This is a genomic window from Enterobacter sp. RHBSTW-00175, from assembly GCF_013927005.1.
Classification (GTDB): domain Bacteria; phylum Pseudomonadota; class Gammaproteobacteria; order Enterobacterales; family Enterobacteriaceae; genus Enterobacter.
Map to the genome: position 1 here is coordinate 3,864,324 of NZ_CP055930.1, position 24,778 is coordinate 3,889,101.

33 protein-coding genes are annotated in these 24,778 nt (G+C 53.6%); 32 read left to right on the forward strand and 1 reads right to left on the reverse strand.

The window, feature by feature from the left end; genetic code table 11:
* The first annotated feature begins 63 nt into the window (after positions 1–63).
* The 15 genes from HV107_RS18325 (at position 64) to HV107_RS18400 (ending at position 9,872) form a co-directional block, all read left to right on the forward strand.
* Positions 64–1,683 carry a DEAD/DEAH box helicase gene (locus tag HV107_RS18325; RefSeq protein ID WP_182060264.1) on the forward strand — a complete coding sequence of 540 codons (1,620 nt, stop codon included), beginning with the start codon at positions 64–66 and terminating at the stop codon, positions 1,681–1,683.
* A complete protein-coding gene (locus tag HV107_RS18330) occupies positions 1,680–2,651 on the forward strand; it encodes a toprim domain-containing protein (protein WP_182060265.1) in 972 nt (323 codons plus the stop codon). The genes HV107_RS18325 and HV107_RS18330 overlap by 4 nt, the downstream gene beginning before the upstream one ends.
* On the forward strand, positions 2,648–3,430 hold the full coding sequence (locus tag HV107_RS18335) for an antitermination protein (protein ID WP_182060266.1): 783 nt from the start codon (positions 2,648–2,650) through the stop codon (positions 3,428–3,430). Before HV107_RS18330 ends, HV107_RS18335 begins: the two co-directional genes overlap by 4 nt.
* Positions 3,431–3,652: 222 nt before the next feature.
* Positions 3,653–3,829: a type II toxin-antitoxin system HicA family toxin gene (locus tag HV107_RS18340; protein ID WP_103779567.1), complete on the forward strand. Its 177-nt coding sequence runs from the start codon at positions 3,653–3,655 to the stop codon at positions 3,827–3,829.
* A 49-nt stretch (positions 3,830–3,878) separates the two neighbouring features.
* Positions 3,879–4,286 carry a type II toxin-antitoxin system HicB family antitoxin gene (locus HV107_RS18345; protein ID WP_182060267.1) on the forward strand — a complete coding sequence of 136 codons (408 nt, stop codon included), beginning with the start codon at positions 3,879–3,881 and terminating at the stop codon, positions 4,284–4,286.
* A 218-nt stretch (positions 4,287–4,504) separates the two neighbouring features.
* Positions 4,505–4,906, forward strand: a complete 402-nt coding sequence (locus HV107_RS18350; protein ID WP_001514183.1) for a putative holin — start codon at positions 4,505–4,507, stop codon at positions 4,904–4,906.
* Positions 4,903–5,178, forward strand: a complete 276-nt coding sequence (locus tag HV107_RS18355) for a phage holin family protein (RefSeq protein WP_001514184.1) — start codon at positions 4,903–4,905, stop codon at positions 5,176–5,178. Before HV107_RS18350 ends, HV107_RS18355 begins: the two co-directional genes overlap by 4 nt.
* Positions 5,179–5,181: 3 nt before the next feature.
* Complete coding sequence (locus HV107_RS18360; RefSeq protein WP_182060268.1) at positions 5,182–5,622, forward strand: lysozyme; 441 nt, start codon at positions 5,182–5,184, stop codon at positions 5,620–5,622.
* The gene (locus tag HV107_RS18365) at positions 5,619–6,164 is read left to right on the forward strand and encodes a hypothetical protein (protein ID WP_182060269.1); all 546 of its coding nucleotides are present in this window, start codon (positions 5,619–5,621) and stop codon (positions 6,162–6,164) included. The genes HV107_RS18360 and HV107_RS18365 overlap by 4 nt, the downstream gene beginning before the upstream one ends.
* Positions 6,165–6,274: 110 nt before the next feature.
* Positions 6,275–6,556: a hypothetical protein gene (locus tag HV107_RS18370; protein WP_042889599.1), complete on the forward strand. Its 282-nt coding sequence runs from the start codon at positions 6,275–6,277 to the stop codon at positions 6,554–6,556.
* 59 nt (positions 6,557–6,615) lie between these two features.
* The gene (locus HV107_RS18375) at positions 6,616–6,813 is read left to right on the forward strand and encodes a hypothetical protein (RefSeq protein WP_182060270.1); all 198 of its coding nucleotides are present in this window, start codon (positions 6,616–6,618) and stop codon (positions 6,811–6,813) included.
* A gap of 103 nt (positions 6,814–6,916) precedes the next feature.
* The gene (locus HV107_RS18380; RefSeq protein WP_071283841.1) at positions 6,917–7,183 is read left to right on the forward strand and encodes a hypothetical protein; all 267 of its coding nucleotides are present in this window, start codon (positions 6,917–6,919) and stop codon (positions 7,181–7,183) included.
* Positions 7,184–7,343: 160 nt separating this feature from the next.
* Complete coding sequence (locus HV107_RS18390; RefSeq protein ID WP_259349636.1) at positions 7,344–8,213, forward strand: DUF1983 domain-containing protein; 870 nt, start codon at positions 7,344–7,346, stop codon at positions 8,211–8,213.
* 9 nt (positions 8,214–8,222) lie between these two features.
* On the forward strand, positions 8,223–9,680 hold the full coding sequence (locus HV107_RS18395) for a glycosyltransferase family 2 protein (protein ID WP_182060271.1): 1,458 nt from the start codon (positions 8,223–8,225) through the stop codon (positions 9,678–9,680).
* A gap of 12 nt (positions 9,681–9,692) precedes the next feature.
* Complete coding sequence (locus HV107_RS18400) at positions 9,693–9,872, forward strand: Rrf2 family transcriptional regulator (protein WP_080327453.1); 180 nt, start codon at positions 9,693–9,695, stop codon at positions 9,870–9,872.
* On the opposite strand, the gene HV107_RS18405 is transcribed toward HV107_RS18400, so the two are convergent.
* Positions 9,852–10,121, reverse strand: coding sequence for a DUF1883 domain-containing protein (locus tag HV107_RS18405; protein ID WP_310649359.1), 270 nt, complete (start codon positions 10,119–10,121; stop codon positions 9,852–9,854). The two genes, HV107_RS18400 and HV107_RS18405, sit on opposite strands and share 21 nt — an antisense overlap.
* 156 nt (positions 10,122–10,277) lie before the next feature.
* On the opposite strand from HV107_RS18405, the gene HV107_RS18410 reads away from it, so the two are divergent.
* The 17 genes from HV107_RS18410 (at position 10,278) to HV107_RS18490 (ending at position 24,554) form a co-directional block, all read left to right on the forward strand.
* Positions 10,278–10,868, forward strand: coding sequence for a hypothetical protein (locus HV107_RS18410; RefSeq protein ID WP_182063543.1), 591 nt, complete (start codon positions 10,278–10,280; stop codon positions 10,866–10,868).
* Complete coding sequence (locus HV107_RS18415) at positions 10,868–11,218, forward strand: HNH endonuclease (protein WP_182060272.1); 351 nt, start codon at positions 10,868–10,870, stop codon at positions 11,216–11,218. Before HV107_RS18410 ends, HV107_RS18415 begins: the two co-directional genes overlap by 1 nt.
* A gap of 157 nt (positions 11,219–11,375) precedes the next feature.
* On the forward strand, positions 11,376–11,849 hold the full coding sequence (locus tag HV107_RS18420) for a phage terminase small subunit P27 family (protein WP_032610605.1): 474 nt from the start codon (positions 11,376–11,378) through the stop codon (positions 11,847–11,849).
* The gene (locus tag HV107_RS18425; protein ID WP_182060273.1) at positions 11,849–13,585 is read left to right on the forward strand and encodes a terminase large subunit; all 1,737 of its coding nucleotides are present in this window, start codon (positions 11,849–11,851) and stop codon (positions 13,583–13,585) included. The genes HV107_RS18420 and HV107_RS18425 overlap by 1 nt, the downstream gene beginning before the upstream one ends.
* Positions 13,585–14,889, forward strand: coding sequence for a phage portal protein (locus HV107_RS18430; RefSeq protein WP_182060274.1), 1,305 nt, complete (start codon positions 13,585–13,587; stop codon positions 14,887–14,889). Before HV107_RS18425 ends, HV107_RS18430 begins: the two co-directional genes overlap by 1 nt.
* Before the next feature lie 13 nt (positions 14,890–14,902).
* Positions 14,903–15,751: a head maturation protease, ClpP-related gene (locus tag HV107_RS18435; RefSeq protein ID WP_182060275.1), complete on the forward strand. Its 849-nt coding sequence runs from the start codon at positions 14,903–14,905 to the stop codon at positions 15,749–15,751.
* A 9-nt stretch (positions 15,752–15,760) separates the two neighbouring features.
* Entirely contained in the window at positions 15,761–16,972 is a 1,212-nt protein-coding gene (locus HV107_RS18440; RefSeq protein WP_182060276.1) for a phage major capsid protein, read from the forward strand.
* A 39-nt stretch (positions 16,973–17,011) separates the two neighbouring features.
* Positions 17,012–17,224, forward strand: coding sequence for a hypothetical protein (locus tag HV107_RS18445; RefSeq protein ID WP_182060277.1), 213 nt, complete (start codon positions 17,012–17,014; stop codon positions 17,222–17,224).
* Positions 17,224–17,550 carry a head-tail connector protein gene (locus HV107_RS18450; RefSeq protein WP_040091735.1) on the forward strand — a complete coding sequence of 109 codons (327 nt, stop codon included), beginning with the start codon at positions 17,224–17,226 and terminating at the stop codon, positions 17,548–17,550. Before HV107_RS18445 ends, HV107_RS18450 begins: the two co-directional genes overlap by 1 nt.
* A gap of 9 nt (positions 17,551–17,559) precedes the next feature.
* Positions 17,560–17,898 (forward strand): phage head closure protein, encoded by a 339-nt coding sequence (locus tag HV107_RS18455; protein ID WP_182060278.1) that lies wholly within the window; start codon positions 17,560–17,562, stop codon positions 17,896–17,898.
* Complete coding sequence (locus HV107_RS18460) at positions 17,895–18,344, forward strand: HK97-gp10 family putative phage morphogenesis protein (RefSeq protein ID WP_182060279.1); 450 nt, start codon at positions 17,895–17,897, stop codon at positions 18,342–18,344. The genes HV107_RS18455 and HV107_RS18460 overlap by 4 nt, the downstream gene beginning before the upstream one ends.
* On the forward strand, positions 18,341–18,688 hold the full coding sequence (locus HV107_RS18465) for a DUF3168 domain-containing protein (RefSeq protein ID WP_047389186.1): 348 nt from the start codon (positions 18,341–18,343) through the stop codon (positions 18,686–18,688). Before HV107_RS18460 ends, HV107_RS18465 begins: the two co-directional genes overlap by 4 nt.
* A gap of 54 nt (positions 18,689–18,742) precedes the next feature.
* Entirely contained in the window at positions 18,743–19,213 is a 471-nt protein-coding gene (locus tag HV107_RS18470; protein WP_182060280.1) for a phage tail tube protein, read from the forward strand.
* Positions 19,214–19,266: 53 nt separating this feature from the next.
* Positions 19,267–19,668, forward strand: coding sequence for a phage tail assembly chaperone (locus HV107_RS18475; RefSeq protein WP_001135721.1), 402 nt, complete (start codon positions 19,267–19,269; stop codon positions 19,666–19,668).
* Between the two features lie 23 nt (positions 19,669–19,691).
* Positions 19,692–19,955, forward strand: a complete 264-nt coding sequence (locus tag HV107_RS18480; protein ID WP_079967904.1) for a DUF4035 domain-containing protein — start codon at positions 19,692–19,694, stop codon at positions 19,953–19,955.
* A 34-nt stretch (positions 19,956–19,989) separates the two neighbouring features.
* Entirely contained in the window at positions 19,990–22,083 is a 2,094-nt protein-coding gene (locus HV107_RS18485; RefSeq protein ID WP_409050228.1) for a tape measure protein, read from the forward strand.
* A 440-nt stretch (positions 22,084–22,523) separates the two neighbouring features.
* On the forward strand, positions 22,524–24,554 hold the full coding sequence (locus HV107_RS18490; RefSeq protein ID WP_182060281.1) for a DEAD/DEAH box helicase: 2,031 nt from the start codon (positions 22,524–22,526) through the stop codon (positions 24,552–24,554).
* The last annotated feature ends 224 nt before the right edge of the window (positions 24,555–24,778 follow it).

The window sequence follows — 24,778 nt, forward strand, 5'->3', positions numbered from 1 at the left end:
TGAGGGGGAATCCATGAAAACCACATCACAAAATTATTATCTCATCAGCACGGGGGCAGCACAATGGAGCTGACGATCACGCCGAATTTTGCACAGGAACGAGCGCTAAACATGTTGCGCCGTGACTGGAAGGATACGGAAACCTTCATGGTGTACTCGCCGACGGGCAGCGGTAAAACAGGACTGGCCGCCTTCATCGTTGCGGGGTTCGTCAGCCGCGGTATGAGGGTAATGTTTTGCGCGCCTTACCAGATCCTCATTACCCAAACAGCAAACCGTTTTGTGGAGTATGGGTTGCCGGGTGATGAAATCGGCTATGTCTGGGCGGATCACCCAAACTACGATCCTACCCTCAAAATACAAATCGCCAGCGCCGATACACTTATTCGTCGCGTGTTCCCTGACAATATCGATCTGCTGATTATCGACGAAGCGCACCTGCGCAAAAAACGCATCCTGCAGGATATCGAACGCCTGCGTGAAAAAGGCGTGAAAGTGATCGGCCTGTCGGGTACACCGTTTTCCCCGTTCCTGGGCAAATACTATGACCGACTGATTAAGCCAACCACCATCGGCGAGCTGATCCAGCGCGGCGACCTGAGCAAATACGAATTTTACGCGCCCACAAAGCCGGATCTGAAAGGTGTTAAAACCTCTCCGTCGCTGCAGTACGGTACCGACTACAACGAGGCGCAGCTGGCGGAGGTCATGTGCGGTTCCACGCTGGTGGGCGATATCGTCCAAAACTGGCTTGAGAACGGCCGGGACCTGCCGACAATCGCGTTCTGCGTCAACGTAGACCACGCTAATTTTCTGACTATTCAGTTTAACCAGGCTGGCGTAAATGCAGAGGTTATGACTGCAGAAACGCCTGCGGAAGAACGCCAAACCATCATTCACCGCTTCGAAACTGGCGCCACAAAAATCATCGTCAGTGTGGGCGTGCTGGTTGCCGGGTTCGACAGCGATGTTCGCTGCATCATCTACGCCAGGCCAACAAAGAGCGAAATTCGCTGGCTGCAGGCGCTCGGGCGTGGCTTGCGCACCGCACCGGGTAAAGAGTCCTGCCTCATCTTCGATCACAGCGGCACCGTGCACCGCCTGGGTTATCCGGACTCTATCGAATATGACGATCTTCCGGGTAAATCAGACGGGATGGAGGAGGGCGCGCGCCGCGCAGCTGAGGAACGAGCAGAAAAGCTGCCTCACGAATGCTCACAATGCCACTTCATGAAGCCTGCTGGCGTCTATGTCTGCCCTAAATGTGGCCACAAGCCGCTGGCCGGTGAGGACATTGATACCGACACCGGGCGAAAACTCAAAAAACTTGGGGGCGAGCAGCGCCAGCCGACGAAGGAAGAGAAACAAGCCTGGTGGAGTCAGATCAAATTCTATCAACGCCAGCGCGTATCGCTGGGGAAAAAGCCTGTCAGCGATGCCTGGTGTTCTCACACCTTCCGCGAACGTTTTGGCGTATGGCCGAAAGGCCTAAGCGATTACCCGATGGACATCACGCCGACAGTTTCAAACTTCATTAAGCACAAGTTGATCGCCTTCGCTAAGCAACGCGAAAAAGAGCAGCGCCTGCAAAAGCAGGCAGAAGAGCAGCCGAACCCGGCAAGAGTTCAGCAGGCGCTTAACCGCGTCAGTGAGATCAGACAGCAGTTAGGAAAACGAGCATGAAAACGGTAGAAGCAGCAAAAGGCCAGTGGGCCATGATTTTTGAGCATTACGGACTGCCGCCGATCACCGGTAAACACCATTTTAGAGGGAAATGCCCGCTGTGTGATTCGGTTGGCAAATTCCGCATCGACGACCGCGACGGCGCAGGAACATGGATCTGTACCTGCGGCAGCGGTGACGGGCTTAAGTTGGTTACCGAAACCCAGGGCAAACCATTCAACGAGGTTTGCCGGGAAATCGATGCACTGATCGGCAATACGTTCAGACGTGACAAGGTTCCCGAGACTAGCGACGCGTCTAAGCTGCGGAAAAAGGTACTTAACAACTTTGCAAAAATGTCTCCTCTGCGTGGTACATCCGGCGCTGAATATCTGAACTCACGCGGTATTTATCAGCTTCCAACTGAGGCCGTGCGACTCAACCCTAAGCAAAGGCATAACGGGCGGGTGTACCAGTCTATTTATTCACTGGCAACAGACGATAAAGGGGAGCTTTGCTACCTCCATCAGACGTTATTGGATGGTGCAAAGAAGGCTGACATCGGGGCCAGCGCCAAGCGGCAGAAATTGCTGCAGGAAGATAACTATCTTGATCACGCTCGTTCGGTCGCTATCCGTATGTTCCCGGTCGCCAGCACACTTGGCATCGCAGAAGGAATCGAAACCGCCTTGTCTGCACATCAAATTTATAAGGTGAACACCTGGGCAACTATGACCGCCAATTTTATGAAGAAATTCCGGGTCCCGGCAGGCGTTAAGCATCTGATTATTTTTGCTGACCGCGACGAGACAAGCGCTACGGGTTTAGCTGCTGCCTGCGAATGCGCTCACGCAAATCTGGTGGCTAAAAATGACCTGCAGCGCGTGAGCGTGTACTGGCCGGATCACGATGATTTCAACAATATGCTCATGAACGGCGATCAGGTTCGTGAGCTGGTTTTCTATAAAAAACAGCAGGTGGCCGCATGAAACTGGAAGCATCACTCAAACATTTTAGTCCTCAGGGAATGCACATCAGCGATGACGTGAAAGGAACCTCTCCGGATCGTCTCACCGGCACTGATGTTATGGCGGCGATTGGTACCACCAGCAGCCGCGCGCGATTCGGCCTGGCTGCTTTCTTCGGCAAGGCTGGCATTAGCAAAACAGATGAACAGCTCGCAGTTCAGGCTCTGGCTCGTTACGCGATGGAAACGGCACCAAAGAATGTTCGCAAAGCAGCTGGTGGCCATTTCGGATGGTGTATGCAGATGCTGGCGCAATTTGCCTTTGCTGATTACTCCCGTTCTGCAGCCACCAGCGTGACGTGTCACAGTTGCAGTGGTACCGGGTTTATCTCCGGGAATGAGGATGTGGTTAAACATCCTGGTATTTTCGACGCCGACGGTGCTGAAGTGGTTGCCCCGAAGATTAAAAATGAGCTGGTGAAAAGGGTTTGCGGAACGTGCGGAGGAAAGAAAGTGATCCTTGCCCGGTGCAGGTGTGGCGGTAAAGGCGAAGTGTTGGACCGCAAAGCCACTAAAGAACGCGGCGCACCGGTTTTCAAGACGTGTGAGCGTTGCTCTGGTAATGGCTTCTCTGCTATCTCCTCGGCTACCGTGCACCGGGCCATTCTGAAGCGTCTTCCGGAGCTTCATCAGTTATCATGGTCACGCAACTGGAAACCCTTCTATGAAATGCTGGTGGACACTCTGCGTCATGGGGAGCGTCAAGCGGCTGTGGAATTCGAGAAGGCAACAACTTATTGATGTGATCGGAGCAAATAGCGACATTTTTTTGCACGTTAGTGTTGACTTTGCATAAAACTGTCCTGTATGCTTTACATCGTGGGATATTACGCCTACACGACATCAAACCCGCCTCTGCGCGGGTTTTTTTATTGCAACCTCCTTCATTAAGGTAAGCATAAATGTTTACATGGTAAGCATAAATGTTTACTATAATCCCATGTTCAACAGAATGGAGGAGTGGTGAAGCAAAACGAGTTCAGGCGGTGGCTTGAATCTCAGGGAGTCGAAGTTTCAAACGGTACTAACCACCTGAAACTGAGATACAACGGGAAGCGAAGCGTAATGCCAAGACATCCCGGCGATGAGATAAAAGAACCACTGAGAAAGGCGATACTTAAACAGTTAGGCCTCAAATAATAAACCAGCCCTTCGGGGCTGGTTACTCGGAAAGCTTCATCAGTACGATATGCGATATCCAGTAACTTTAACGCCCGACAGTGGCGGATATGTAGTTTCATTCCCGGACGTTCCCGAGGCGTTAACTCAGGGCGATACGCGGGAAGAGGCGCTGGCAAACGCACTGGATGCGCTCGTTACAGCATTCGAGTTTTACTTCGAAGATAATGAGCGTGTTCCTGAGCCGGGAGGTGTGACCGGTGATTTTGTCGAGGTTCCGGCAAGCGTGGCCGCAAAGGTCATTCTGCTCAACGCCTATATCGGATCCGGCTTAACTCAGGTTGAGCTGGCTAGCCGCATGGGAATCAAAAAGCAGGAAATGACCAGGGTGTTTGACCTGAAGCACTCGACGAAAATTGACACGATACAGAAAGCCCTTGCAGCTTTAGGCAGGCGGCTTGAATTATCGGTAAGCTGAAAACAAGCCCTTGCAGCGATGCAGGGGCTTTTTAATTTGCGGTACGCCGCACACAGAACCCACTGCCTGGGACCCTTAGGCCATCGAGCCGACATTGCCTTACCCCCATATTGCCCGCCTGTCGCGGGCTTTTTTATTTCAGGCCCCGGGAACCATCCTCGACATGCCTTCTTGTTAAATCGTCACGAGGGCCTGAACTAACTACACACGGAATAACTATGTCTGAGACCTTCACTATCGTAGGCGTTGGTCTTACATCGTCATCAGTCGGTGTAACCTTTGCCACGCTGTTTCCGGAGGCGACTCCAGCAGTGATGCTTGGATCGCTTGCCGGAACGGCGCTATACGTTCTGACCTCAGATCCCCATCAACTCTGGAAGCAGGCTATCTTTGCGCTGATATCGTTTATCAGTGGCGTGTTCTTCTCCGTGCCCATGGCGAAAATCATGGCCGGCATAATCAACACGCCGTTAAGCCTGATGAAGCCACCGGCCAGCATTGAGGTATCGCCAGCTGTCGGTGCAATTGTCACTGCTTCCATTTCCGTTGCAGTCCTGCTACGCATTCTCCGCAAATCAAAAAGCGGGAAGATGCCGGGGCTGGGGGAGGAAGATAAATGACATGGCAGCTTCTTCTGATGGATGCAAACGCCATAGTTTGCCTGTTAATCATGGTCAGGCTGATGTTTTTCCGGAAAGAGGGAAAGCGTCATCGCCTGAGTGTCGCGGTACTGGCCTATCTGGTCATCCTTGCCGCCGGATTCAACGCCTTCAACATTCTGCTCGGCCACTACGTTCAGGTTAACCTTGGCGATCTTCTGCTTAACTCCGTCATCTGCATGGCGGTGTGGCTGGCTCGCGGGAACCTGGCGAAGGTCGTTATAACGGAGTAGTCCATGCAAACCAGCGAAAAGGGCATTGCCCTGATCAAAGAATTCGAAGGCTGCAAGCTCACCGCCTACCAGGACAGCGTCGGTGTGTGGACGATCGGATATGGCTGGACTCAGCCTGTCGACGGCATTCCAGTCCGCGCCGGGATGACAATTAAGCAAGAGACAGCAGAACGCCTGCTGAAAACTGGCCTTGTCAGTTACGAAAGCGACGTGTCTCGTCTGGTTAAAGTGGGGCTGACACAGGGTCAGTTCGATGCGCTGGTGGCATTCACGTATAACCTCGGCGCCCGGGCGCTGTCCACTTCGACGCTGCTGCGCAAACTCAACTCCGGTGATTACGCTGGCGCTGCTGACGAGTTCCTGCGCTGGAATAAAGCTGGTGGCAAAGTCCTGAATGGGCTGACGCGGCGGCGTGAGGCAGAGCGTGCTCTGTTCCTGTCGTGATTACCCTTGCTGATATCAAAGCTGCATGGCGCTCAATAGCGCTGGCGGTTGTGATTGTCGTCGTTGCCGTGCTGTGTGTCCTGCTGGCAAATAGCCGAACCGATGTAGCTACGTTGAAGAGTGATAATGACGTTCTGCGAAATGATAACACTTTGCAGGGGACGGTTATCGCAACACAGGCTCTTAACTTTAACCGTTTTAACCAGGTAGCCGAAAACGCCAGCCGCAACAATTCACTGATTGATGCCAGCACCGATAACACCGTTATCGAATACCGGGAGATTCTCCGCCGTGAAAAAACCTGTGATCTGCCTGTTCCTGCTGATGTTGCTGGTGGGTTGCTCGAATACGCGCACCGTTTACGTGCCAGCGCAATGTACCCCGATACCGGCAACACTGACACAGCCAATGATAGTGCCACTTCCCCCGGCTCAATAACCTACTGTCAGGCTGTTCTCTGGATTAAGCCGCTGCTGGCCGTGATTGAAAAGGGCAACAATAACCTGGCTGGCATACGGCAGATTGAAAAAGAGCGCCAGTGATCTTTAAAAAAGCGTGGCAGGCGAACTGCCAGAAGCAGGAGTGACGCATGCTGCTGTGTTCACATTCAATCGCGGGTAAGTTTCCATACCCGCCAAAAAGAGAGAAACCGATGAGCGAAGCTAAACCTCAGGACGGCACCACCGTTAAAGGCTATCGAACCTTAACGCCTGGTGATATTGAGCGCATGAATCGCCTGAAGGGTGTCAGCCGACACTTCTGTAATTTACTTGATACAGAACGTGAGCATGTCAACGATGAGTTATCTGCTACCGGAAACCACTCAACTGAAGCACACGAAGCTGCCCGCTGTCTCGCCATTGCGCGCACCAAAATGCAGGAAGCCTGCATGTGGGCCTGTCGCGCTGTAGCGCGTCCAGATGCCGATTGCTAGCCCAAAAAACATATATCGAGCCTCGCAATAGCGGGGCTTTTAACTACTGAGGAATGACCATGACTGTAGTTCTCACCGCCAAACAAATCGAAGACCTGGCTAATTTCGCGAAAGAAGACGGCCAGCCACAATACACCATCACAACCGCAACAATTCCAGAACTTGAAGCCGATGATGGCGAGGTTATCCCGGAATACACTGGTCTGGTCGCCTATTCAGGTTCAGAAGAGCATGGAGTCCTTCAACTTGAGGACTAGCCATTACAGCAGGCATTCCCCGAGTGCCTGCGATAATGGAAAAAACATTTTTGACATAACCCATTTGGTGGGAGGATAGCATTCCACACAAACAGGAGGTTTTATGTTGAAAGGTATTAGTGCTTTAGATAAATGGCTTGCTCGCTCCACATGGCATACAGGGCATCCTATCGATATGGGAATATTTTATAGTGCTGTAAAAGAAATTATTTCCCAAAACCCAAATGTCCTACTGCACGAATCCGAGATTGCCGCTTACATCAAAAGCTCACAGTCCGGGAAACTCGAAGCGAGTGAGCTTGAGCGCTTGGCAAAAGAGTATTCGAAAAAAGCAGAGTTAATTTCTGATTATGTAATTCTCGCTAAGTAATCCGTTTAAAAATTAAGTAGCCACTGGCATCCGCTGGTGGCTTTTTTATGCGCATCGCACGCGCACATCTAAGAAAGTCTTTCAGCTGTGAGCCTGGGCAAACCGTTAACTTTCGGCGGCTTTGCCGTGCGACAGGCTCACGTCTAAAAGGAAATAAATCATGTCAGAGAAAAACATTAAGTTATCCGGCCGCGCGGCAGATGTTTTGTATGCTCTGTTTTTCCGTGGTGCGCTGCAAAGTGGCGACCTGCCATCTAAATCTGGTGCAGCACAGCTTCGCGAACTGGGGTTTGCTGAAACCCGACATACCGCAACGCAATATCAGAAGGAAAACTATCTTACTTTCCTGACTGCTGAAGGGCAGGAGTTTGCTATTAAGCACCTGGTCAATACGCGCTTTGGTGAACCAGTGGCTAAGGAATACTACCCCGCATACTGGATTAAACCTGACAGCGCGCAAAAGGCGATAGATGCTATTCGTGAAGAAATTCGCAACAGCAAAGAATTTGAAGATTTGATAAACGGAACGCCGATTCACCGTCAGGTGCAAGTTACCGATACGATGATTGGCGATGCCGTAGTGTCTGCCAACTATAGCTTAAAGATGAACGTGAACCACGGCGGCAAACTGCACGTTGCTGGCATGGCTATCTGCGTTGAGGATGATCAGCGTAAAGTAGTGTTTGAGGCTGACAACTTTAAGGCGCATAAAGCCGCTCAATCAACCAGCAATAATGAAGAGCGATCCTTGAATGGTGGTCTGGATTTTGGTGGTTTCCCCGGGACAATTAGTCATGTTCACGATGGTCGTAGTAATGCCACCAAAACCATTCTCACTGATGAGATGCGCGAAGCCATTATCTCCGCCGTACGCGAAAGCGATCTGTTCACATCCCTTCAGACTGCGATAGCTGATCAGGCAGCTTCAACCTCCAGCCTGAAACAGGCAGTGGATGACGCAGTGGGCGATGCTATCCGCAATTCGCTGAGGCCGGGAGGCGCTATCTGGAATAATCTCGGTAGTCGATAAGGGGCTTTTATGGAAGTCTCTATCAATGGCGTACCGTATGTACCAGCTGGTGCCGTATTCTCCCGGATTGGGATTGCAATAACGACGCACCAACGCGCAGACGTTCTTAAACGAGCGCTCGAACATCACATGAAGCATCTTCCCGCCGGTGCGCTGGTGGTGGTTGTCGATGATGGTTCAAAACCTGCAGCGGTAGTTCCCGATGGCGTGCAGCTGCTTAGCCATGAAACATCACTCGGCATTGTTGCTTCTAAGAACGCCAGCCTGTCATCCCTTATGGATGCTGGGTGCGAGCATCTATTCCTATGGGATGATGATGCCTGGCCCATCGCCGATAACTGGCACCTGCCGTATATCGAATCACCAGAGCCGCACCTGGCTTATCAGTTTCTCGATCTGGCTGGCCCGCGAAAAATTAACGATATGACCGTTCTGTACCGGGATAATAAGCATATTGCTTACACCGGGCAGCGTGGCGTGATGTTGTACTACCACCGCAGCGCCATCGAGAAGGTGGGCGGGTTCGATCCGGTGTATGGCCGGGGCATGTATGAGCATCCTGATTTGGCGCTTCGGATTTATAACGCTGGCTTAACGTCCTGGGCGTTTGCTGATGTAGTTGGCTCTGAAAAGCTGATTCACTCAATGGACGAGTACGAAGAAGGCGCGCGCAGCATACCGAGGCCAGAACGTGAAGCGCTCGATAAAAAGAACGCTGTGATTTACGGGCAGCGCCGGGATTCAGGATATACGGGCTATGCCGAATATAGATCTCAGCGCGACGTGGTAATAACAACGCTGCTTACCAGCCAGACAGACCCGCAGCGCGGTACAAAAATGGCGGCCGCACCTGACATGCTGACCAAGTGGGCTGCCTCGCTTCGAAATTGTGGCCGTATCGCGCTGGTGGATGAACTGCAGACGGCACCGGCAGACGTTGAGCTTTACCGCGTTCCTGACGTGAAGATGAATGTCTACTTTCGTCGCTGGCTGCACATCTGGCAGCACCTGCGAGATCACCCTGAGTACAGGTTCGTCTGGTGTACTGATGGTACCGATGTCGAAATGCTTCGCGCGCCGTGGGAAGAAATGGAGCCCGGAAAGGTGTACGTCGGTTCTGAACCGAAGACCTACGCCGACACATGGGCGAAACAGAATCATCCTGAGCATATCTATCAGGAATTCATTGAAGCGCACCGCGGCGATGTGATGCTTAACGCTGGCCTGCTGGGTGGCACCCGCGCTGATGTAATGGCGTTCGCTCACGGCATCATCCGTCTTTACTACCGGATCGAGAGTTATCGTTTCTGGAAGAAAGAACAGGCTGGCGCCGCGGTGGGTGACATGCTGGCGTTCGGTATTGTCGCGCAGTCATTCGCAGGAAAGGTGATTACCGGACCTCATGTGCACACCGTTTTCAAAACTGATGGGATCGGTAAAGAAAATGCTTGGTGGAAACATAAATAGTGAGGGTTGACTATGAAAGTCGAAATTAAAAAAGATGGTGAAGTGATCTGGGTTCGAGATTCAGCTTCTTTAGAGGGGATGGCTTCTTTGGGATACTTGAAGGACGGCACACAGCAAAAAATAATTGCCGTCCTTGAAGATGCTCTATATCAAGCAAAAGCTCAATTACTTCTACCCAATGATGTTGATTGAGTAGTTGATATTTGCTCGATGACCTGGAGGGAGAGCGAGAACTATATTCCAGTTTCCAGAGTGTGGAACTGAAATGTTGGCAGGGAAACCGGTATAAAATCCACCGTAAACCTTCGCACTCTGCCCACGCTTGTACTTACTGTAGTTTGTGTCATCCATGACCAACACATTTATCTGATGTGAGCACTGAACTGAAACTATGCTCCCTGAATCAACCCACTCACGACTATGGATGTAAGACATTTCCATTCCTTACCAGAGGTAATCAGCCATCCCTCTTCATTGAGTTCGCCAGTGTCCCACCACTGACGGGCTGAACACCCACTTTACCCAGGGTTAAAGCGTAGCAACACCCTGATATTCAGACAGTAGCCGCTATCGTGCGGTTTTTTTATTGGAGACTCGCTGGTGGCTGAAAACATAAAGTTTGTGGTGGTCGGCCATCACACCCGCTTAGGACATGCGCAACATCTTGCAGCGCTGCTGGATGCTCATCTGCTTATTGATGACGGTAACCACGGCGCGAACTGGAATCATCGTCGCGCGCTTGAGTGGGCTGCCTGCCAACCCTGCCGGGTAGTGGTGCTGGAAGACGACGCATTGCCGGTACCTGGATTCACCGAAAAGGTAACCGACTGGTTAGTGCGCTGCCCAGATGACCTTCTGAGCTTTTACCTCGGTACTGGTCGGCCTCCTCAGTATCAGATGCAAATAGCCGAACGGCTAATCATTGCTGATAAAGCTCGATATGAATTCATTTCGTTTCCTCGCCTGATTCATGGTGTTTGCTACAGCGTGCCGCCTCACCGTATAAGCCGTGTGCTATCTCGATGGGACAGTGATAAGCCTGCCGATTTTGCAGTGGGTGACGCTTGGGGTGGATCAGTGATCTATCCGTGTTACTCGCTGGTGGACCATGCTGACGGCGAGCCGGTTGAGCGTCACCCTGACTCAGCGCCACGCACAGAACGCCGCCGGGCGTGGAGGTTAGCCTGATGCCTGCGTTAATACCGAGAGCATGCCGTAAGCGTGGCTGTCCTGGCACAACCACAGACCGCTCGGGCTATTGTCACAAGCACCTTGGCGAAGGCTGGCAGCAGCATCAGCGAGGACAAAGCAGGCATCAGCGAGGTTATGGCAGCAAGTGGGACAGGCTGCGCCCAATCGTTCTCGACAGAGATAAACACCTTTGTCAGGAATGCCTGCGAAATGGAAGGTATACACCCGCTGAGACGGTGGACCACATCACCGCCAAAGCAAATGGGGGGACCGATGACCTGTCCAACCTCGAAAGCCTCTGCAAGCCCTGCCACAGGGCTAAGACAGCGGTCGAAAGACTCAAATGACATCGATTCTCATTTGTGTCAGCCGAGGGGGAGGGCGGGTTGAAAGTTCAGGAACGACGCGCCAAAGGACCGCCGCCTAACCTCTTTTCACATCGCCGCAGGTTAGAAAACTTTTTTTAGGGGCCCCCCACTCGATGATTAATAGGAGTTTTCGATTATGTCTGGACCACCGAAAACCCCGACCCATCTACGTTTGGTGAGGGGTAACCCATCAAAACGCCCGATTAATGAAAATGAACCAAAGCCAGCTGCAGGGGTACCCCCAACGCCGAAGCATTTCGACAAGCAAGGGAAATACTGGTTTAAGCGGATGGCCGACGAGCTCGATGCTATTGGTGTGATGTCCCAACTGGACGCCAGAGCCCTTGAGTTGCTGGTTGAGGCATATACCGAATACCGGCACCACTGCGACACGCTTGAAATTGAGGGGTACACCTACCGGATCGAAACGCAGAGCGGGGATGTGATGATCAAGGCTCACCCGGCAGCCGTCATGAAAGCTGATGCCTGGAAACGTCTGCGCGCCATGCTCGGTGAGTTCGGCATGACGCCAGCAAGCCGCTCTAAAGTGAATGCAAAAGGTCCTGATGCGGTTGACCCGCTGGCCGAGTTTATGAAAGCGAGGGATTAATGGCTAAGGTTGCAGAAGGCATCCGCTACGCCGAGAGGGTGGTGGCGGGAGAAATTATTGCCTGTGAGTATGTGCGCCTTGCCTGTCAGCGTTTTCTTGACGATCTGGCACACGGCGAAGAGCGCGGTATTTTCTTCAGTGAGCCGCGCGCGCAGCACATTCTGAATTTCTATAATTTTGTTCCTCACGTCAAAGGTGCGCTGGCAGGCCAGCCTATTGAGCTGATGGACTGGCATGTTTTCATCCTGATTAATATTTTTGGCTTTGTTATCCCGCTGGTGAACGAAGAGACGGGGGAAACCGTCCTGCGTAACGACGGCAGCGGTCGGACGGTGATGGTTCGGCGTTTCCGTACAGCAGATGTTGAGGTGGCCCGTAAAAATGCCAAATCAACACTTTGCTCCGGCGTGGGGCTCTATATGGCTGGCGCTGACGGCGAGGGCGGGGCGGAGGTTTATTCCGCTGCAACCACCCGTGACCAGGCGCGAATTGTTTTTGAAGACGCGAAAAATATGGTCAAGAAGGCGAAAGCCACTCTTGGGCGGATCTTCGAATTCAACAAGCTCGCTATCTACCAGGAGCAAACGGCCTCCAAATTCGAGCCATTATCATCAGATGCAAACAACCTCGACGGCCTGAACATCCACTGCGCCATCGTTGACGAGCTGCATGCTCATAAAACGCGTGACGTCTGGGACGTACTGGAGACGGCCACCGGCGCGCGCCTGCAATCCCTGCTTTTCGGTATCACCACCGCCGGCTTCAACAAAGAAGGTATCTGTTACGAACTACGCGATTACGCAATCAAGGTCCTGCGCGGCCTGGTTAAAGACGATACGTTTTTTGCCATCATCTACACCTTAGATGAAGGTGACGATCCCTTTGATGAAAAAGTCTGGCAGAAGGCGAATCCGGGGCTGGGTATCTGTAAGCGCTGGGATGACCTGCGCCGCCTGGCTAAAAAGGCGAAAGAGCAGGTTTCGGCCAGGATTAACTTTTTCACCAAGCACATGAATATCTGGGTTACCGCTGAGTCTGCCTGGATGGACATGATGAAATGGGAAAAATGCGAGTTTATCGCCCCGCAGCACGAACTTAAAACCTATCCCTCCTGGGTGGGCGTTGACCTTTCAAACAAAATTGATATCTGTGCGGCCGCTAAAGTCTGGCGCGCGCCAGGTGGCCACGTTCATGCGGATTTTAAATTCTGGCTGCCGGAAGGACGCCTTGAGAAATGTTCACGCCAGATGGCAGAGCTCTATCGTAAGTGGGCCGAGATGGACAAGCTGATCCTTACCGACGGGGATGTAATCGACCATGCTCAGATTAAGGAAGAGCTGCAGGTGTGGGTTGCTGGCGAGAGTCTGAAAGAAATTGGCTTCGACCCGTGGAGTGCGACGCAGTTCAGCCTTGCGCTGGCAGAAGAAGGGCTGCCGCTGGTGGAAGTGCCGCAGACGGTTCGCAATTTCTCTGAGGCGATGAAAGAGGTCGAAGCACTGGTATACGGCGGCCGCTTCCATCACAGCGATCACCCGGTAATGAACTGGATGATGTCCAACGTAACCGTCAAACCTGACCGGAACGAGAACATTTTCCCGAACAAGTCCACACCAGAGGCCAAGATTGATGGCCCGGCGGCATTGTTCACAGCAATGAGCCGCGTTCTGGTTAACGGTGGCAACGACCAGCAGGATCTCTCCGGATTCTTCAATAATCCCATCATGGTAGGTTTCTGATGAAAAAAAACAAACAGCCAGGCAGGGTGAAAAGCGCTCTGCTTAACTGGCTTGGTGTGCCTATCAGCCTGACTACCGGCACGTTCTGGGAGGAATGGTTTGGCACCAGCAGCAGCGGAAAGGTGGTCACGGCCGATAAAGCCATCCAGCTATCGGCTGTGTGGGCATGCGTAAGGCTGTTAAGCGAGTCTATTTCAACCCTTCCGCTGAAAATATACGTTCGACAGCCTGACGGTTCGCGTAAAGCGGCAACCGATCATCCGGCCTATTCGATACTGTGCCGCCGCCCCAATTCAGAAATGACACCATCACGCTTTATGCTGATGGTGGTTGCCAGTATTTGCCTGCGCGGGAACGCCTTTATTGAGAAGAAATTCATCGCAAACCGCCTGGTTTCGCTGGTGCCTTTACTGCCGCAGAACATGGTGGTTAAACGTCTCACTACCGGGGCGCTGGAATACAAATACACCGAAAACGGTAGCGAACGTGTCATTCCGGTCAAAAACATCATGCACATTCGCGGGTTCGGCCTGGACGGTGTTTGCGGCATGATGCCGATGAAGACTGGCCGGGATGTGATCGGTTCAGCAATGGCCGTTGAAGAGTCCGCGGCGAAGATATTCGAACAGGGCCTGCAGAGTTCAGGATTCCTCTCTTCTGATAAAGCTCTGGATGATACTCAACGTGAAAAACTTCGCGGTTACATGGCGGCGTTTACCGGTTCGAAAAACGCCGGGAAAATCATGGTTCTTGAGGGTGGTTTGACGTACCAGGGCGTGACCATGAACCCGGAAGATGCTCAGATGCTCGAAAGCCGCGCATTTAGCATTGAGGAGATCTGCCGCTGGTTTCGCGTGCCGCCTTTCATGGTTGGTCACACCACGAAACAAAGCAGCTGGGCATCCAGCCTGGAAGGTATGAACCTGCAGTTTCTGACTCATACACTTCGACCGCTGCTGGTGAATATTGAGCAGGAAATTGGCCGGTGCTTACTCGACAGCGATGACGAAGTGTTTGCAGAATTCTCTGTTGAAGGTCTGCTGCGAGCCGATAGTGCCGGTCGCGCGGCATACTATACCAGCGCGCTTCAGAATGGCTGGATGTCCCGTAATGACGTTCGTCGTCTTGAGAACATGCCGCCGATTGAAGGGGGCGATATCTACACCGTTCAACTCAACCTGACGCAACTGAAAAATCTCGAAAGCAGCAACCCTGCTGTTCAGGCACTGGCCCTGCGAGAGCTGCATAACCACGTATTCCCCGATATTTCCTTTGAACAATCTCCGCTGAAACAGGCCGCTTAGGAGCACTTTCCTGATGAGCAAAAAACAACTTCCGGTAGCACCGGCGGGTCGCCCCTGCGCGCGCGTTACCTGTGAAACATTACCGTCCGCACTGGACCGCTGGGACGGCGGGATCAAAGCGGCGGCCACCGACGATAACAGCATTTCTGTTTTTGATGTTATCGGGCAGGACTACTGGGGCGAAGGGGTAACAGCTAAACGTATTGCCGGTGCGCTTCGGGCGATGAACGGCGCCGACGTCACGGTGAATATCAACTCACCGGGCGGCGACATGTTCGAAGGTCTGGCTATTTATAACCTGCTCCGCGAATACGAAGGCCGTGTAACGGTGAAGGTGCTGGGCATTGCCGCCAGCGCCGCCTCGATAATTGCGATGGCCGGGGATGATATTCAGATTGGCCGCGGTGCCTTCCTGATGATCCATAACTGCTGGGTATATGCGATGGGAAACCGCCATGATTTTGCAGAACTGGCACAGTCACTGGAACCCTTCGATACCGCTATGGCTGACATCTACGCGGCGCGCTCCGGCCTTGATATGGCCGCTGTGCAGAAGCTGATGGACGCGGAAAGCTATATCGGTGGCAGTGATGCTGTGGCGAAGGGACTGGCAGACAGCCTGCTTTCTGCTGATGCGGTCAGCGATGGCGACGAATCGCCTGCTGCTGCGCTTCGCAAACTTGATGCATTGCTGGCCAAGACCAACACACCGCGCTCTGAGCGCAGAAAACTCATTAAAGCCTTATCCGGTGACATGCCTGGCGCTGTCACCACCAACGACGGTACGCCGGGCGCTGCCGAAGACATCAAACCTGAAACCATCAATTCACTTGAAAGCGCCCTGGCGGCGTTAGTCAAATAAGGACCCTTTATGTCTGAAGTAAACGATATTCTGAAAAAAGTCACGGCCAGCATTGAAGAGGCAACCGGCAAGTTCAACGCGAAAGCAGAAGACGCGCTCAAAGAGGCGCAGAAGTCAGGCAAGCTGTCTGAAGAAACAAAGGCAGCCGTCGATAAAATGGCTTCTGAGTTCAACGCCCTGCGCGAAGCAGAAAAAACGCTGAAGGCAGCCATGGGCGAACTGGAGCAACATGTTGCCCAGATGCCGCTGGCAAACGCGAAGCATGTTGTGGAGTCAATCGGCCAGCAGGTGATCTCTGCTGAGGCGCTGAAAACCTTTGCTGCAGGTGTTGAAGGTGGCAAACGTATCAGCATCCCGGTGAAGGCTGCCCTGACTTCGGTGGATGTGCCTGATGGTGTTGTGGAGCCACAACGCCTGCCGGGTATTGATACGGCACCGAAACAGCGCCTGTTTATCCGCGATCTGATTGCTCCAGGTCGTACTTCTTCCTCTGCTATCTTCTGGGTGCAGCAGACGGGCTTTACCAATAACGCGAAAGTGGTTCCTGAAAACACGCAGAAACCATACAGCGAAATTGAGTTTACGCCGAAAATCACTGGCGTCAGCACCATCGCCCACCTGTTCAAAGCCTCTAAGCAGATCCTGGATGACTTCGCACAGCTGCAGTCCACCGTTGATGCCGAAATGCGCTACGGGCTGAAGTACGCAGAAGAGCAGGAAATTCTCTTCGGTGATGGTACCGGCGTGCATCTGCATGGCATCGTTCCTCAGGCATCAGCGTTTGATCCAGCGTTCACTGTTGAACAGCAGAGCGGTATTGACGATCTGCGTCTGGCAATGCTGCAGGTGCAGCTGGCGCGCTTCCCGGCTTCCGGTCATGTCCTTCATTTCATTGACTGGGCGCGGATCGAGCTGACAAAAGACAGCCTGGGCCGCTACATCCTGGCTAACCCTGCGGCGCTGACTGGACCGACTCTGTGGGGCCTGCCGGTTGTTGCCACCGAAGCAGCAGCATTCCAGGGGAAATTCCTGACCGGTGCTTTCAACGCAGGCGCGCAAATCTTCGACCGCGAAGATGCGAACGTGGTGATCTCCACAGAGAACGCCGACGACTTCGAGAAAAACATGCTCACCATCCGTTGCGAGGAACGTCTGGCGCTGGCCGTCAAACGCCCTGAGGCATTTGTATACGGTGCATTAAGCACTGGCGCTGGTAGCTGATGAAATAGCGGCCTTCGGGCCGCTTTTACAGGTGGGAAAATGAAACTGATTGCACTTAAACCGATTTATTTCGGCGGTACCGTCGTTACTGAGGGGCTTCCGCTGGAAACTCTGGAACAGCACGGTCGCGAGCTCATCAAAAAAGGCTATGCGATGCTCGATGAATCAGAAAATCCTGCAGAGCAGGAACAGCAGCAGGAACAGCAGCAGGAACAGCCGGAATTAAAAGCGGAAAAGAAGGCGAAAAAATAATGGTCGATCTTGATGTGGTGAAACAGCACTGCCGCATTGATACCGATTTTTCCGGAGACGATGCCCTGCTGACTTTATACACCGGTGCGGCGGCGCGTTACGTCCAGACATGGACAAGGCGAACGCTCTATGAAAACCAAAGCTCCCCTGGCTACGCAGACGACCCGGACCCGATTCTACTGAATGATGATGTTAAAGCGGCCATGTTATTGCTGATAGGTCACTGGTATGCCAACAGAGAATCAGTTGCCGTCGGTCAGACCGTTGCAGAGGTCCCGTTTGCAGTTGAAGCCTTGCTGCAGCCATACCGTATTTACGGGGTATAGGAGGACTTTATGCAGGCCGGAAGACTGAGAGACAGGGTGGTGGTTCAGAACATCACAACATCCAGAGATCCTTCTGGCCAGCCTGTTGAAACATGGCATGACGGCGCAGAAACCTGGGCAGAAGTAAAGGGCATTAGTGGGAGCGAGCTGGTAGCCGCTGGTGCTGAAACCGCAGTCGCCACTATCAGGGTATGGACACGATTTCGTAGCGATATAACTGCTGCGTCCAGACTCAGGGTTATGACTGGCCCGTTCAAGGGGGCCATTTTGAATATCATTGGTCCGCCAATCCCTGATTCTCGTGGTATTCAGCTCGAAATTCTTTGCAAACAGGGTACCGAAAAATGATTGAGACGAGCCTCGATTTTTCCGGGCTGAATGACATCGCAAAGGATCTGGAGGCGCTTAGCCGCGCTGAAAACAACAAGGTTCTGCGTGATGCCACCCGCGCCGGGGCAGAAGTGCTTAAGGAAGAGGTGATCGCACGCGCGCCGGTACGCACCGGGAAATTGAAAAAAAACGTGGTTGTACTGACTCAGCGATCACGCAGACGTGGGGAAATATCTTCTGGCGTTCATATTCGTGGACGCAACATGCGAACCGGTAATAGCGACAACACCATGAAAGCCAGCGACCCGCGTAATGCGTTTTACTGGCGGTTTGTTGAAATGGGGACGGTGAATATGCCGCCTCATCCGTTTGTGCGTCCTGCATTTGATGTTCGCCAGGAGCAGGCGACGGAAGTCGCGATCAGACGAATGAACCAGGCGATTGATGAGGCATTAAGCAAATGACGGAAGATGATCTCTATCCACTGCTCGCGCCGCTGGCTGGTGGGCAGGTTTATCCCTACGTTGCACCTCTCGGCAGTGACGGGAAGCCTTCAGTCTCTCCGCCCTGGGTAATTTTCTCGATTATTACCGACGTGGCCGCAGACGTTCTTTGCGGTCAGGCTGAATCTGCCGTTTCTGTGCAGGTTGATGTCTATTCCAGCACCATCGCTGAAGCGCGCACGATCAGGAATATGGCGCTTGATGCTCTGCAGGTGCTGAAGCCGGAAAGCATTGTGAAAACGCCGGGCTATGAGCCTGATCTGCGCTATCACCGGGCAACGCTCGAATTTCAGGTAACCGTTTAACTTTACCCACCATAACAGACCGCTCAGGCAGTCTTTTTTTTAACTGGAGAAACCATGACCAGTAAGTATGAAGTCACAAAGGGGATGACCTTTGCCGTCTCCGACGCACCCGTAACCGCCGAGGATTTTAACGCCTCAGGTTTCCCGGGTGCTGGCGTTACCTGGCTGGAAGCAGCCTGTGCAACGAAGGAGATCACCTTCACCGGTGGGCAGAAAGGGGATATTGATGTCACCACACTTTGCTCAACTGAGCAGGAGCAAACCAACGGTCTTGCTGCGCCGGCTGAAATGAGCATCACCCGTAACTGGGTTGGCGATGAAGCACCGCAAGAAGCGCTTCAGACCGCATATGAAAACGATGAACTTCGTGCGCTGCGCGTGGTGTTCCCGTCGGGCAACGGTTTTTATGTGCTGGTGGAGGTTCGCCAAAGTTCATGGTCAGCAGCAACCTCAGCTGTTGTGGGCGCAACCTATTCTCTGCGTGTACGCGGCAAACCTAAACGCATCTACGCGTCTGGTTCCTGAGCGGCTTCGGCCGCTTTTTTATCCCTCCGATCATGTAACAAGAGAAAAATGAAATGCCGCAAAAAACATCACAGAATTCATTACGCAACGTGGCGCTTACAGCATCGAAAGCCTATCGCACCAAAGAAGGTATCACGGTCCCTGAATGGGATGGCGCAAAGGTAACGCTGCGTGAACCCTCTGGCGATGCCTGGGTGAAATTCCGGGAGATCGTTAACCCCCAGCTCGCCGAGGGCGAAGAGGCACCGACGCTGACGGAGGCGGAAAAGTTTCTGCGTAACAAAGAGGCTGATGTGGTTCTGTTTATTGACGTTCTGCTGGATGAAAACGGCGAGCGAGTATTCAGCGATGAGGATCAGGAGCAGGTATCTAAAATTTATGGTCCTGTGCACTCCCGCCTGCTGGCTCAGGCCCTCAACCTCGGAATGAGCCAGGAAGAAGCGGGAAAGCCGTAAAGCAGCCGCTGACCTTCTTCCTGATGTCGCTGGCGCTCCGGTTGGGGCGTACTCTCCACGAACTGCGCCAGACCATGACCGCCAGCGAGCTCAAAATGTGGATCGAGTTCGACCGCATCAGTCCGATTGGTGACTGGCGCGCCGATGTTCAGGCGGCGCAGATCTCCGTTGCAATGCTGAACTCTCAGGGCGGGAAATTCACCATTCCTGACGTGATGCTGAAATGGGGTGAGCAGGAAGAAGGCGCTGAAGTCTCTGAACTTGAAGAATGGATGTCCAGTCTTTGATGCCCGCGGCTGCGGGCTTTTTTATGGGTGAAATATGGCAACGCTGCGCGAGCTAATCATCAAAATTTCGGCGAACTCTTCTTCTTTCCAGTCAGAGATCTCCAGAGCGTCCCGCATGGGAACCGATTACTACCGCACTATGGAACAGGGCGGGAAAAAAGCTGCAGCGGCCACGCGTGAAACTCAGCGGTCTTTGGCTGACCTGAATTCTCAGCTTGCAACCGTGCGATCTTCTGCTGCCGGGCTTGCCGGTGCTTGGGCTGGTGCATTTGCCACACATCAGCTGATTCAGTTTGCCGACACGTGGAACCAGTTGAATGGGCGTCTTCGTCTTGCGTCCTCTTCCAGCGAGGATTACGTTCAATCCCAGCGCGTGCTGATGGAGATTAGCCAGCGCACCGGAACATCCCTCGAGGCAAACAGCAACCTGTACAGCAGAATTGCGCAGTCCCTGCGTGATGCCGGTTACGCTTCTGCTGACGTCGCAAAAGTTACGGAAACCGTAGCAACCTCACTGAAGCTGTCTGGCGCCAGTACCGAAGAGGCGAGTTCTGTTATCACCCAGCTTAGCCAGGCTCTTGGCTCAGGCGTTTTGCGTGGCGAAGAATTTAACTCCATCATGGAGAATGGCGGCCGCCTGGCGAAACTGCTGGCTGATGGGCTGGGTACCACTGTTGGTGGCCTGCGAAATATGGCCAACAACGGCGAGCTGACGACCAACAAGATCGTCCCGCTGCTGACCAATGTCGAGATCCTCCGTAAAGAATTCGACACCCTTCCTGCATCCATCAGCGGATCTGCACAGAAAGTGCAAAACGCCTTTCTCGCATGGGTTGGCGGGGCGAATGATGCTGTCGGCGCATCATCCACGCTTTCTGGCGTGCTGGATGGTCTGGCGAATAACATCGATGATGTGGCAAATACAGCCGGTCTTCTGGTTGGTGTTGGCCTCGCTCGTTATTTTGGCAACATGGTCGGCAGCGTTGCTCAGTCAACCCGGGCAGTCCTCGCTAATACGGCCGCCGAGGTCGCGCTGGCGCAGGCTCAGGTCCGTGGAGCTCAGGTTAGCGTTGCTGCTGGTCGCCAGGCTGTTTACCGCGCTCAACAGGCGCGTGCAGCGGCGACGAGTATTGAGGCTCAGATTGTCGCTGAGCGTAATCTTGCTGCTGCTCAGGCATCTCTGAATACGGCGCTTGCTGGCAGGACTTCGGCCGTTAATAACCTCACCAATACAGCCTCGGTGATGTCCCGCCTGGGTAGTGGCGTTCTTGGTATTCTCGGTGGCTGGCCTGGAGTGATTATCGGTGCCGGCGCTGCGATGTATGGCCTGTATCAGCATACCCAGCAGGTGCACCGTGAGGCGGTAGGTTTTGCCAACAACCTCGACGAGATCAACACCAAGCTCCAGCAGATGTCGGTGCTTGGCCTGCGTTCGACCGCGGCTGATGCCCGTACATCTTTACAGGCGCAAAAACAGGACCTGGCCGACCTCGACTCTCAGATCGCGAAGGTGAAAGACAGCCTTAAGGCGGTTGACCAAATCCAGCAGGACTATAACCGCCATCCGACGCTGACCCTGATCAACACTTTCATGGACCAGGCCGACATCACGGCCAAAAATATCGAGCTGACCGATAAGCTGAACCAGCTGGAGTACCAGCGCGAACAGGCAGCCTCAAAAGTCGAGCAAACGCAGAAGCTGGTAAACCAGGCCAGCGATCTGGCCACGCAAAAGGCTATCGAACAGGCTGGCGCCGTCTCTATCCTGAAAGGTGCGTATGACCTGCTTAACCGCTCAATGTCAGCGACCGCTGGCGCCAAGCCGCCGCAATATGCCGGGCCCGTCGTTTCACTGGCGAACGCAACGCCTCAACAGCAAACCGCACTGGAGCGCTCACGCCGAGATAACGAGCTGGCCAGCCTAAGCGGTTTAGAGAAACTCCATCAGCAGCACGTATATGAAGCAGAAGACCTGAAGCTGACGGGAGCACTTTACACCCAGTACATTTACAACAAGGATCAGGCAGCCAAAAAAGATGCAGCGGCTGCGGAGGCAAAAAAGGGCCTGCGTCAAGCCCTTGGCGAAAATCGCCAAGAGACCGAAAGCTTAAACGAGACAGAGAGTTAGCTCTACTTCGTGCGCTTTGCGAGGCTGCGGCTGTGTGGACTAGGAGCCACATGGGAGCGTCGCGGTAGAGGGCCAAGTCGTGCTGCATCGGGGACGATCCCCAGCAGACGGCAGGCTTGCAACACGATCATAGCCCACTCTGTCGCCATCCTCCAGAATGACGAACGCCCAGCGTCGGGCTGCGCTTTCGAGGTTATGGCCGCCGACTGGATTGAGCATCGTCAGCCGGCTTCGTTGCCACGGCCTTGCTCGCTACCCCTTCTACCGCCTCTTTCTACTGCCTCCTGCAATGAAGGCTTCGAGCATGTACGGGATCAGCGTCCTAATACCGAACCTCTGAGTGCGTGGCTACGCCTGGCGAAAGCTTGGCGGGTCGGTCGGCAGCAACATTGACACCCTATCTGTCGTTTGCTATCATTTGACATCAAATGGTGAATAACATGACAGAATCTGATAGCTGGCTCTCCCTTGAGGAGACCGCGACCTACCTGGGAATGGGCAAAACGGCGCTGTATGCGATGGCGCGCGAGGGCCGGATTCCGGCGCGGAAGATCGGCAAAAAATGGATCTTCGAGAAGAGCGGGCTCGACCAATGGGTGCGCACCGCTCGCCCTCTTCAGTCGTTTTTTCTCGACGCTGATTTCAAGATCGACGGGAACGACCACCTTCGCGACCCGCAACGCGAGGGTTACTTGCGCACCTACGAGTTCTTCCGCGCAGGCAAGAACAAGGCAATCCTCCAGATTCCCGTCGGGTGCGGCAAGACCGGCTTAGCATCCTTGCTTCCGTTCGGAATTTCGGAAGGCAGGGTCATCGTCATCGCGCCAAACCTCACCATTAAGGATGGTCTATACGAGGCAATGGACATCACCAACCGTCAGAAATGCTTCTGGCGGAAATCCGGCGTACTAAGCACTGACCAGATGCTGTCTGGACCGCTCGCCTGTACGCTCGACAGCGGCAACCTCTCGATCGCGGCGAAGTCCCATATCGTTATTACGAACGTCCACCAACTTGCAACCAACGTGGACAAATGGCTGACCCAGTTCCCTGATGACTTTTTCGACATGATCATCGTCGATGAAGCTCACCACAGTGCTGCTGCCAGTTGGCAGAAAGTCATCGAGCGTTTCCCGAAGGCCAAGGTCGTGCTTCTGACGGCAACTCCATTCCGGAGCGATCGCCAGGAACTCGATGGCGAATTGGTGTTCCGGTACCCATTCAGGAACGCAACTCTGAAAGGTTATATCAAGCGCCTTAAGGCGAGCTACGTCGCCCCCTCAACCATTGAACTCGGCTTCTCCGATGCTGGCGGAAAGACGTACACGCTGGAAGAAGTTCTGAAATTGAAGGAAGAGGAATGGTTCAGCCGCGGTGTTGCGCTTGCCAGGCTGTGCAACAAGCACATCGTTGACAGCAGCTTGCAAAAGCTCGAGGAACTCCGCCAAAGCGGAACGCAGCACCAGTTGATCGCAGTCGCATGCTCCATCAACCACGCGCGGGAGATTCGTTCGCTGTACCAAGAACGCGGCTTCAATGCCGATGTTATCCATAGCAAACAGACGGAGGATGAGCAGGCGGCCATTCTTGCCGCGCTGCGCAACGGCTCGCTCGACTGCATCATCCAGGTGCAGATGCTGGGCGAGGGGTTCGACCATCCGAAATTGAGCGTAGCGGCGATTTTCCGCCCGTTTAGATCGCTAGCCCCCTACATCCAATTTGTCGGGCGCATCATGCGAGTCGTGGTCCAGAACGATCCGGGGCATCCTGACAACATCGGCCATATAGTCACTCACTTGGGCATGAACCTCGATGCGCGCTTGAAGGAATTCAAGCAATTCGAGAACGATGACCAGGCATTCTGGGACAAGGTTATTGGAGGCGATGAACCTGAGGTGCCGCAGGCGGTGCTCGACGGTACCACGCGGCTCCGCGCGGGTGATCAGGTTGTCGTTCATGGCGAGGTCGTCGATTCCTTGTGGGAAGAGGACTTCACGTCGGTTGAGGACACGCAGATCGTCGCGGACCTCCGCGAACGTCTGAAGCTCCTCGGTCTCGACGACAGCAAGGCTGAGGAGATGGTTCGACTTGCACAGCAATCTCCCGTGCGCAAGAACTCACCCACTGCGCCTTTCATGGTTCAGCCGCAGCGGGAATGGGAAGAAGCCAGGAAACGGATGCAGGAGCAGGCCAAGCGTTTGGCAAACGTGCTGCTAAACCATGTTGAACTCAAGCAGACCGGCAATGAAATGGTCTACAAATACAAGACCTTGAAGCTCACCGGAAGAAATAACTACATCTGCGCACTGATGATGGTGAACAAAGAGATGGAAAAACGCCTGGGAAAAGAAAGGCAGCAGGCGACAACTGAAGAATTCCGTTCCGTTCTCGATAATCTCGATGACCTGTTGCAGGTGCTTGTGAGGCGCGTGCGCAAGGCGAAGGCTGTTTATGAAAAAATCGAGTTCTAGGGGGCCGACGCCTTCTCTGATTGGAGGAACCAACGGCCGCCCCAAGCGGGCGGTCGTTAAGCGGCTCAGCCAATGCTACCGCTGCCACGGCGATCTGGTTATGGGAACGAACTGCATTGAAATCCCAAAACTTGGGCAGGCCTATTCGACCGACCGACGTGTATGCGATGAATGCTTCCAGCTCATTCTGCGCAAAACCGAGGAGGACTTGGCTGAGATCAGGA

What these genes read in the sequence shown, in the direction of transcription:
- HV107_RS18325 (WP_182060264.1), top strand. Translation starts at nt 64, where the DNA reads ATGGAGCTGACGATCACGCCGAATTTTGCACAGGAACGAGCGCTAAAC.
- HV107_RS18330 (WP_182060265.1), top strand. Translation starts at nt 1,680, where the DNA reads ATGAAAACGGTAGAAGCAGCAAAAGGCCAGTGGGCCATGATTTTTGAG.
- HV107_RS18335 (WP_182060266.1), top strand. Translation starts at nt 2,648, where the DNA reads ATGAAACTGGAAGCATCACTCAAACATTTTAGTCCTCAGGGAATGCAC.
- HV107_RS18345 (WP_182060267.1), top strand. Translation starts at nt 3,879, where the DNA reads ATGCGATATCCAGTAACTTTAACGCCCGACAGTGGCGGATATGTAGTT.
- HV107_RS18350 (WP_001514183.1), top strand. Translation starts at nt 4,505, where the DNA reads ATGTCTGAGACCTTCACTATCGTAGGCGTTGGTCTTACATCGTCATCA.
- HV107_RS18355 (WP_001514184.1), top strand. Translation starts at nt 4,903, where the DNA reads ATGACATGGCAGCTTCTTCTGATGGATGCAAACGCCATAGTTTGCCTG.
- HV107_RS18360 (WP_182060268.1), top strand. Translation starts at nt 5,182, where the DNA reads ATGCAAACCAGCGAAAAGGGCATTGCCCTGATCAAAGAATTCGAAGGC.
- HV107_RS18370 (WP_042889599.1), top strand. Translation starts at nt 6,275, where the DNA reads ATGAGCGAAGCTAAACCTCAGGACGGCACCACCGTTAAAGGCTATCGA.
- HV107_RS18375 (WP_182060270.1), top strand. Translation starts at nt 6,616, where the DNA reads ATGACTGTAGTTCTCACCGCCAAACAAATCGAAGACCTGGCTAATTTC.
- HV107_RS18380 (WP_071283841.1), top strand. Translation starts at nt 6,917, where the DNA reads ATGTTGAAAGGTATTAGTGCTTTAGATAAATGGCTTGCTCGCTCCACA.
- HV107_RS18390 (WP_259349636.1), top strand. Translation starts at nt 7,344, where the DNA reads ATGTCAGAGAAAAACATTAAGTTATCCGGCCGCGCGGCAGATGTTTTG.
- HV107_RS18395 (WP_182060271.1), top strand. Translation starts at nt 8,223, where the DNA reads ATGGAAGTCTCTATCAATGGCGTACCGTATGTACCAGCTGGTGCCGTA.
- HV107_RS18400 (WP_080327453.1), top strand. Translation starts at nt 9,693, where the DNA reads ATGAAAGTCGAAATTAAAAAAGATGGTGAAGTGATCTGGGTTCGAGAT.
- HV107_RS18405 (WP_310649359.1), bottom strand. Translation starts at nt 10,121, where the DNA reads ATGGAAATGTCTTACATCCATAGTCGTGAGTGGGTTGATTCAGGGAGC.
- HV107_RS18415 (WP_182060272.1), top strand. Translation starts at nt 10,868, where the DNA reads ATGCCTGCGTTAATACCGAGAGCATGCCGTAAGCGTGGCTGTCCTGGC.
- HV107_RS18420 (WP_032610605.1), top strand. Translation starts at nt 11,376, where the DNA reads ATGTCTGGACCACCGAAAACCCCGACCCATCTACGTTTGGTGAGGGGT.
- HV107_RS18425 (WP_182060273.1), top strand. Translation starts at nt 11,849, where the DNA reads ATGGCTAAGGTTGCAGAAGGCATCCGCTACGCCGAGAGGGTGGTGGCG.
- HV107_RS18430 (WP_182060274.1), top strand. Translation starts at nt 13,585, where the DNA reads ATGAAAAAAAACAAACAGCCAGGCAGGGTGAAAAGCGCTCTGCTTAAC.
- HV107_RS18435 (WP_182060275.1), top strand. Translation starts at nt 14,903, where the DNA reads ATGAGCAAAAAACAACTTCCGGTAGCACCGGCGGGTCGCCCCTGCGCG.
- HV107_RS18440 (WP_182060276.1), top strand. Translation starts at nt 15,761, where the DNA reads ATGTCTGAAGTAAACGATATTCTGAAAAAAGTCACGGCCAGCATTGAA.
- HV107_RS18445 (WP_182060277.1), top strand. Translation starts at nt 17,012, where the DNA reads ATGAAACTGATTGCACTTAAACCGATTTATTTCGGCGGTACCGTCGTT.
- HV107_RS18450 (WP_040091735.1), top strand. Translation starts at nt 17,224, where the DNA reads ATGGTCGATCTTGATGTGGTGAAACAGCACTGCCGCATTGATACCGAT.
- HV107_RS18455 (WP_182060278.1), top strand. Translation starts at nt 17,560, where the DNA reads ATGCAGGCCGGAAGACTGAGAGACAGGGTGGTGGTTCAGAACATCACA.
- HV107_RS18460 (WP_182060279.1), top strand. Translation starts at nt 17,895, where the DNA reads ATGATTGAGACGAGCCTCGATTTTTCCGGGCTGAATGACATCGCAAAG.
- HV107_RS18465 (WP_047389186.1), top strand. Translation starts at nt 18,341, where the DNA reads ATGACGGAAGATGATCTCTATCCACTGCTCGCGCCGCTGGCTGGTGGG.
- HV107_RS18470 (WP_182060280.1), top strand. Translation starts at nt 18,743, where the DNA reads ATGACCAGTAAGTATGAAGTCACAAAGGGGATGACCTTTGCCGTCTCC.
- HV107_RS18475 (WP_001135721.1), top strand. Translation starts at nt 19,267, where the DNA reads ATGCCGCAAAAAACATCACAGAATTCATTACGCAACGTGGCGCTTACA.
- HV107_RS18480 (WP_079967904.1), top strand. Translation starts at nt 19,692, where the DNA reads ATGTCGCTGGCGCTCCGGTTGGGGCGTACTCTCCACGAACTGCGCCAG.
- HV107_RS18485 (WP_409050228.1), top strand. Translation starts at nt 19,990, where the DNA reads ATGGCAACGCTGCGCGAGCTAATCATCAAAATTTCGGCGAACTCTTCT.
- HV107_RS18490 (WP_182060281.1), top strand. Translation starts at nt 22,524, where the DNA reads ATGACAGAATCTGATAGCTGGCTCTCCCTTGAGGAGACCGCGACCTAC.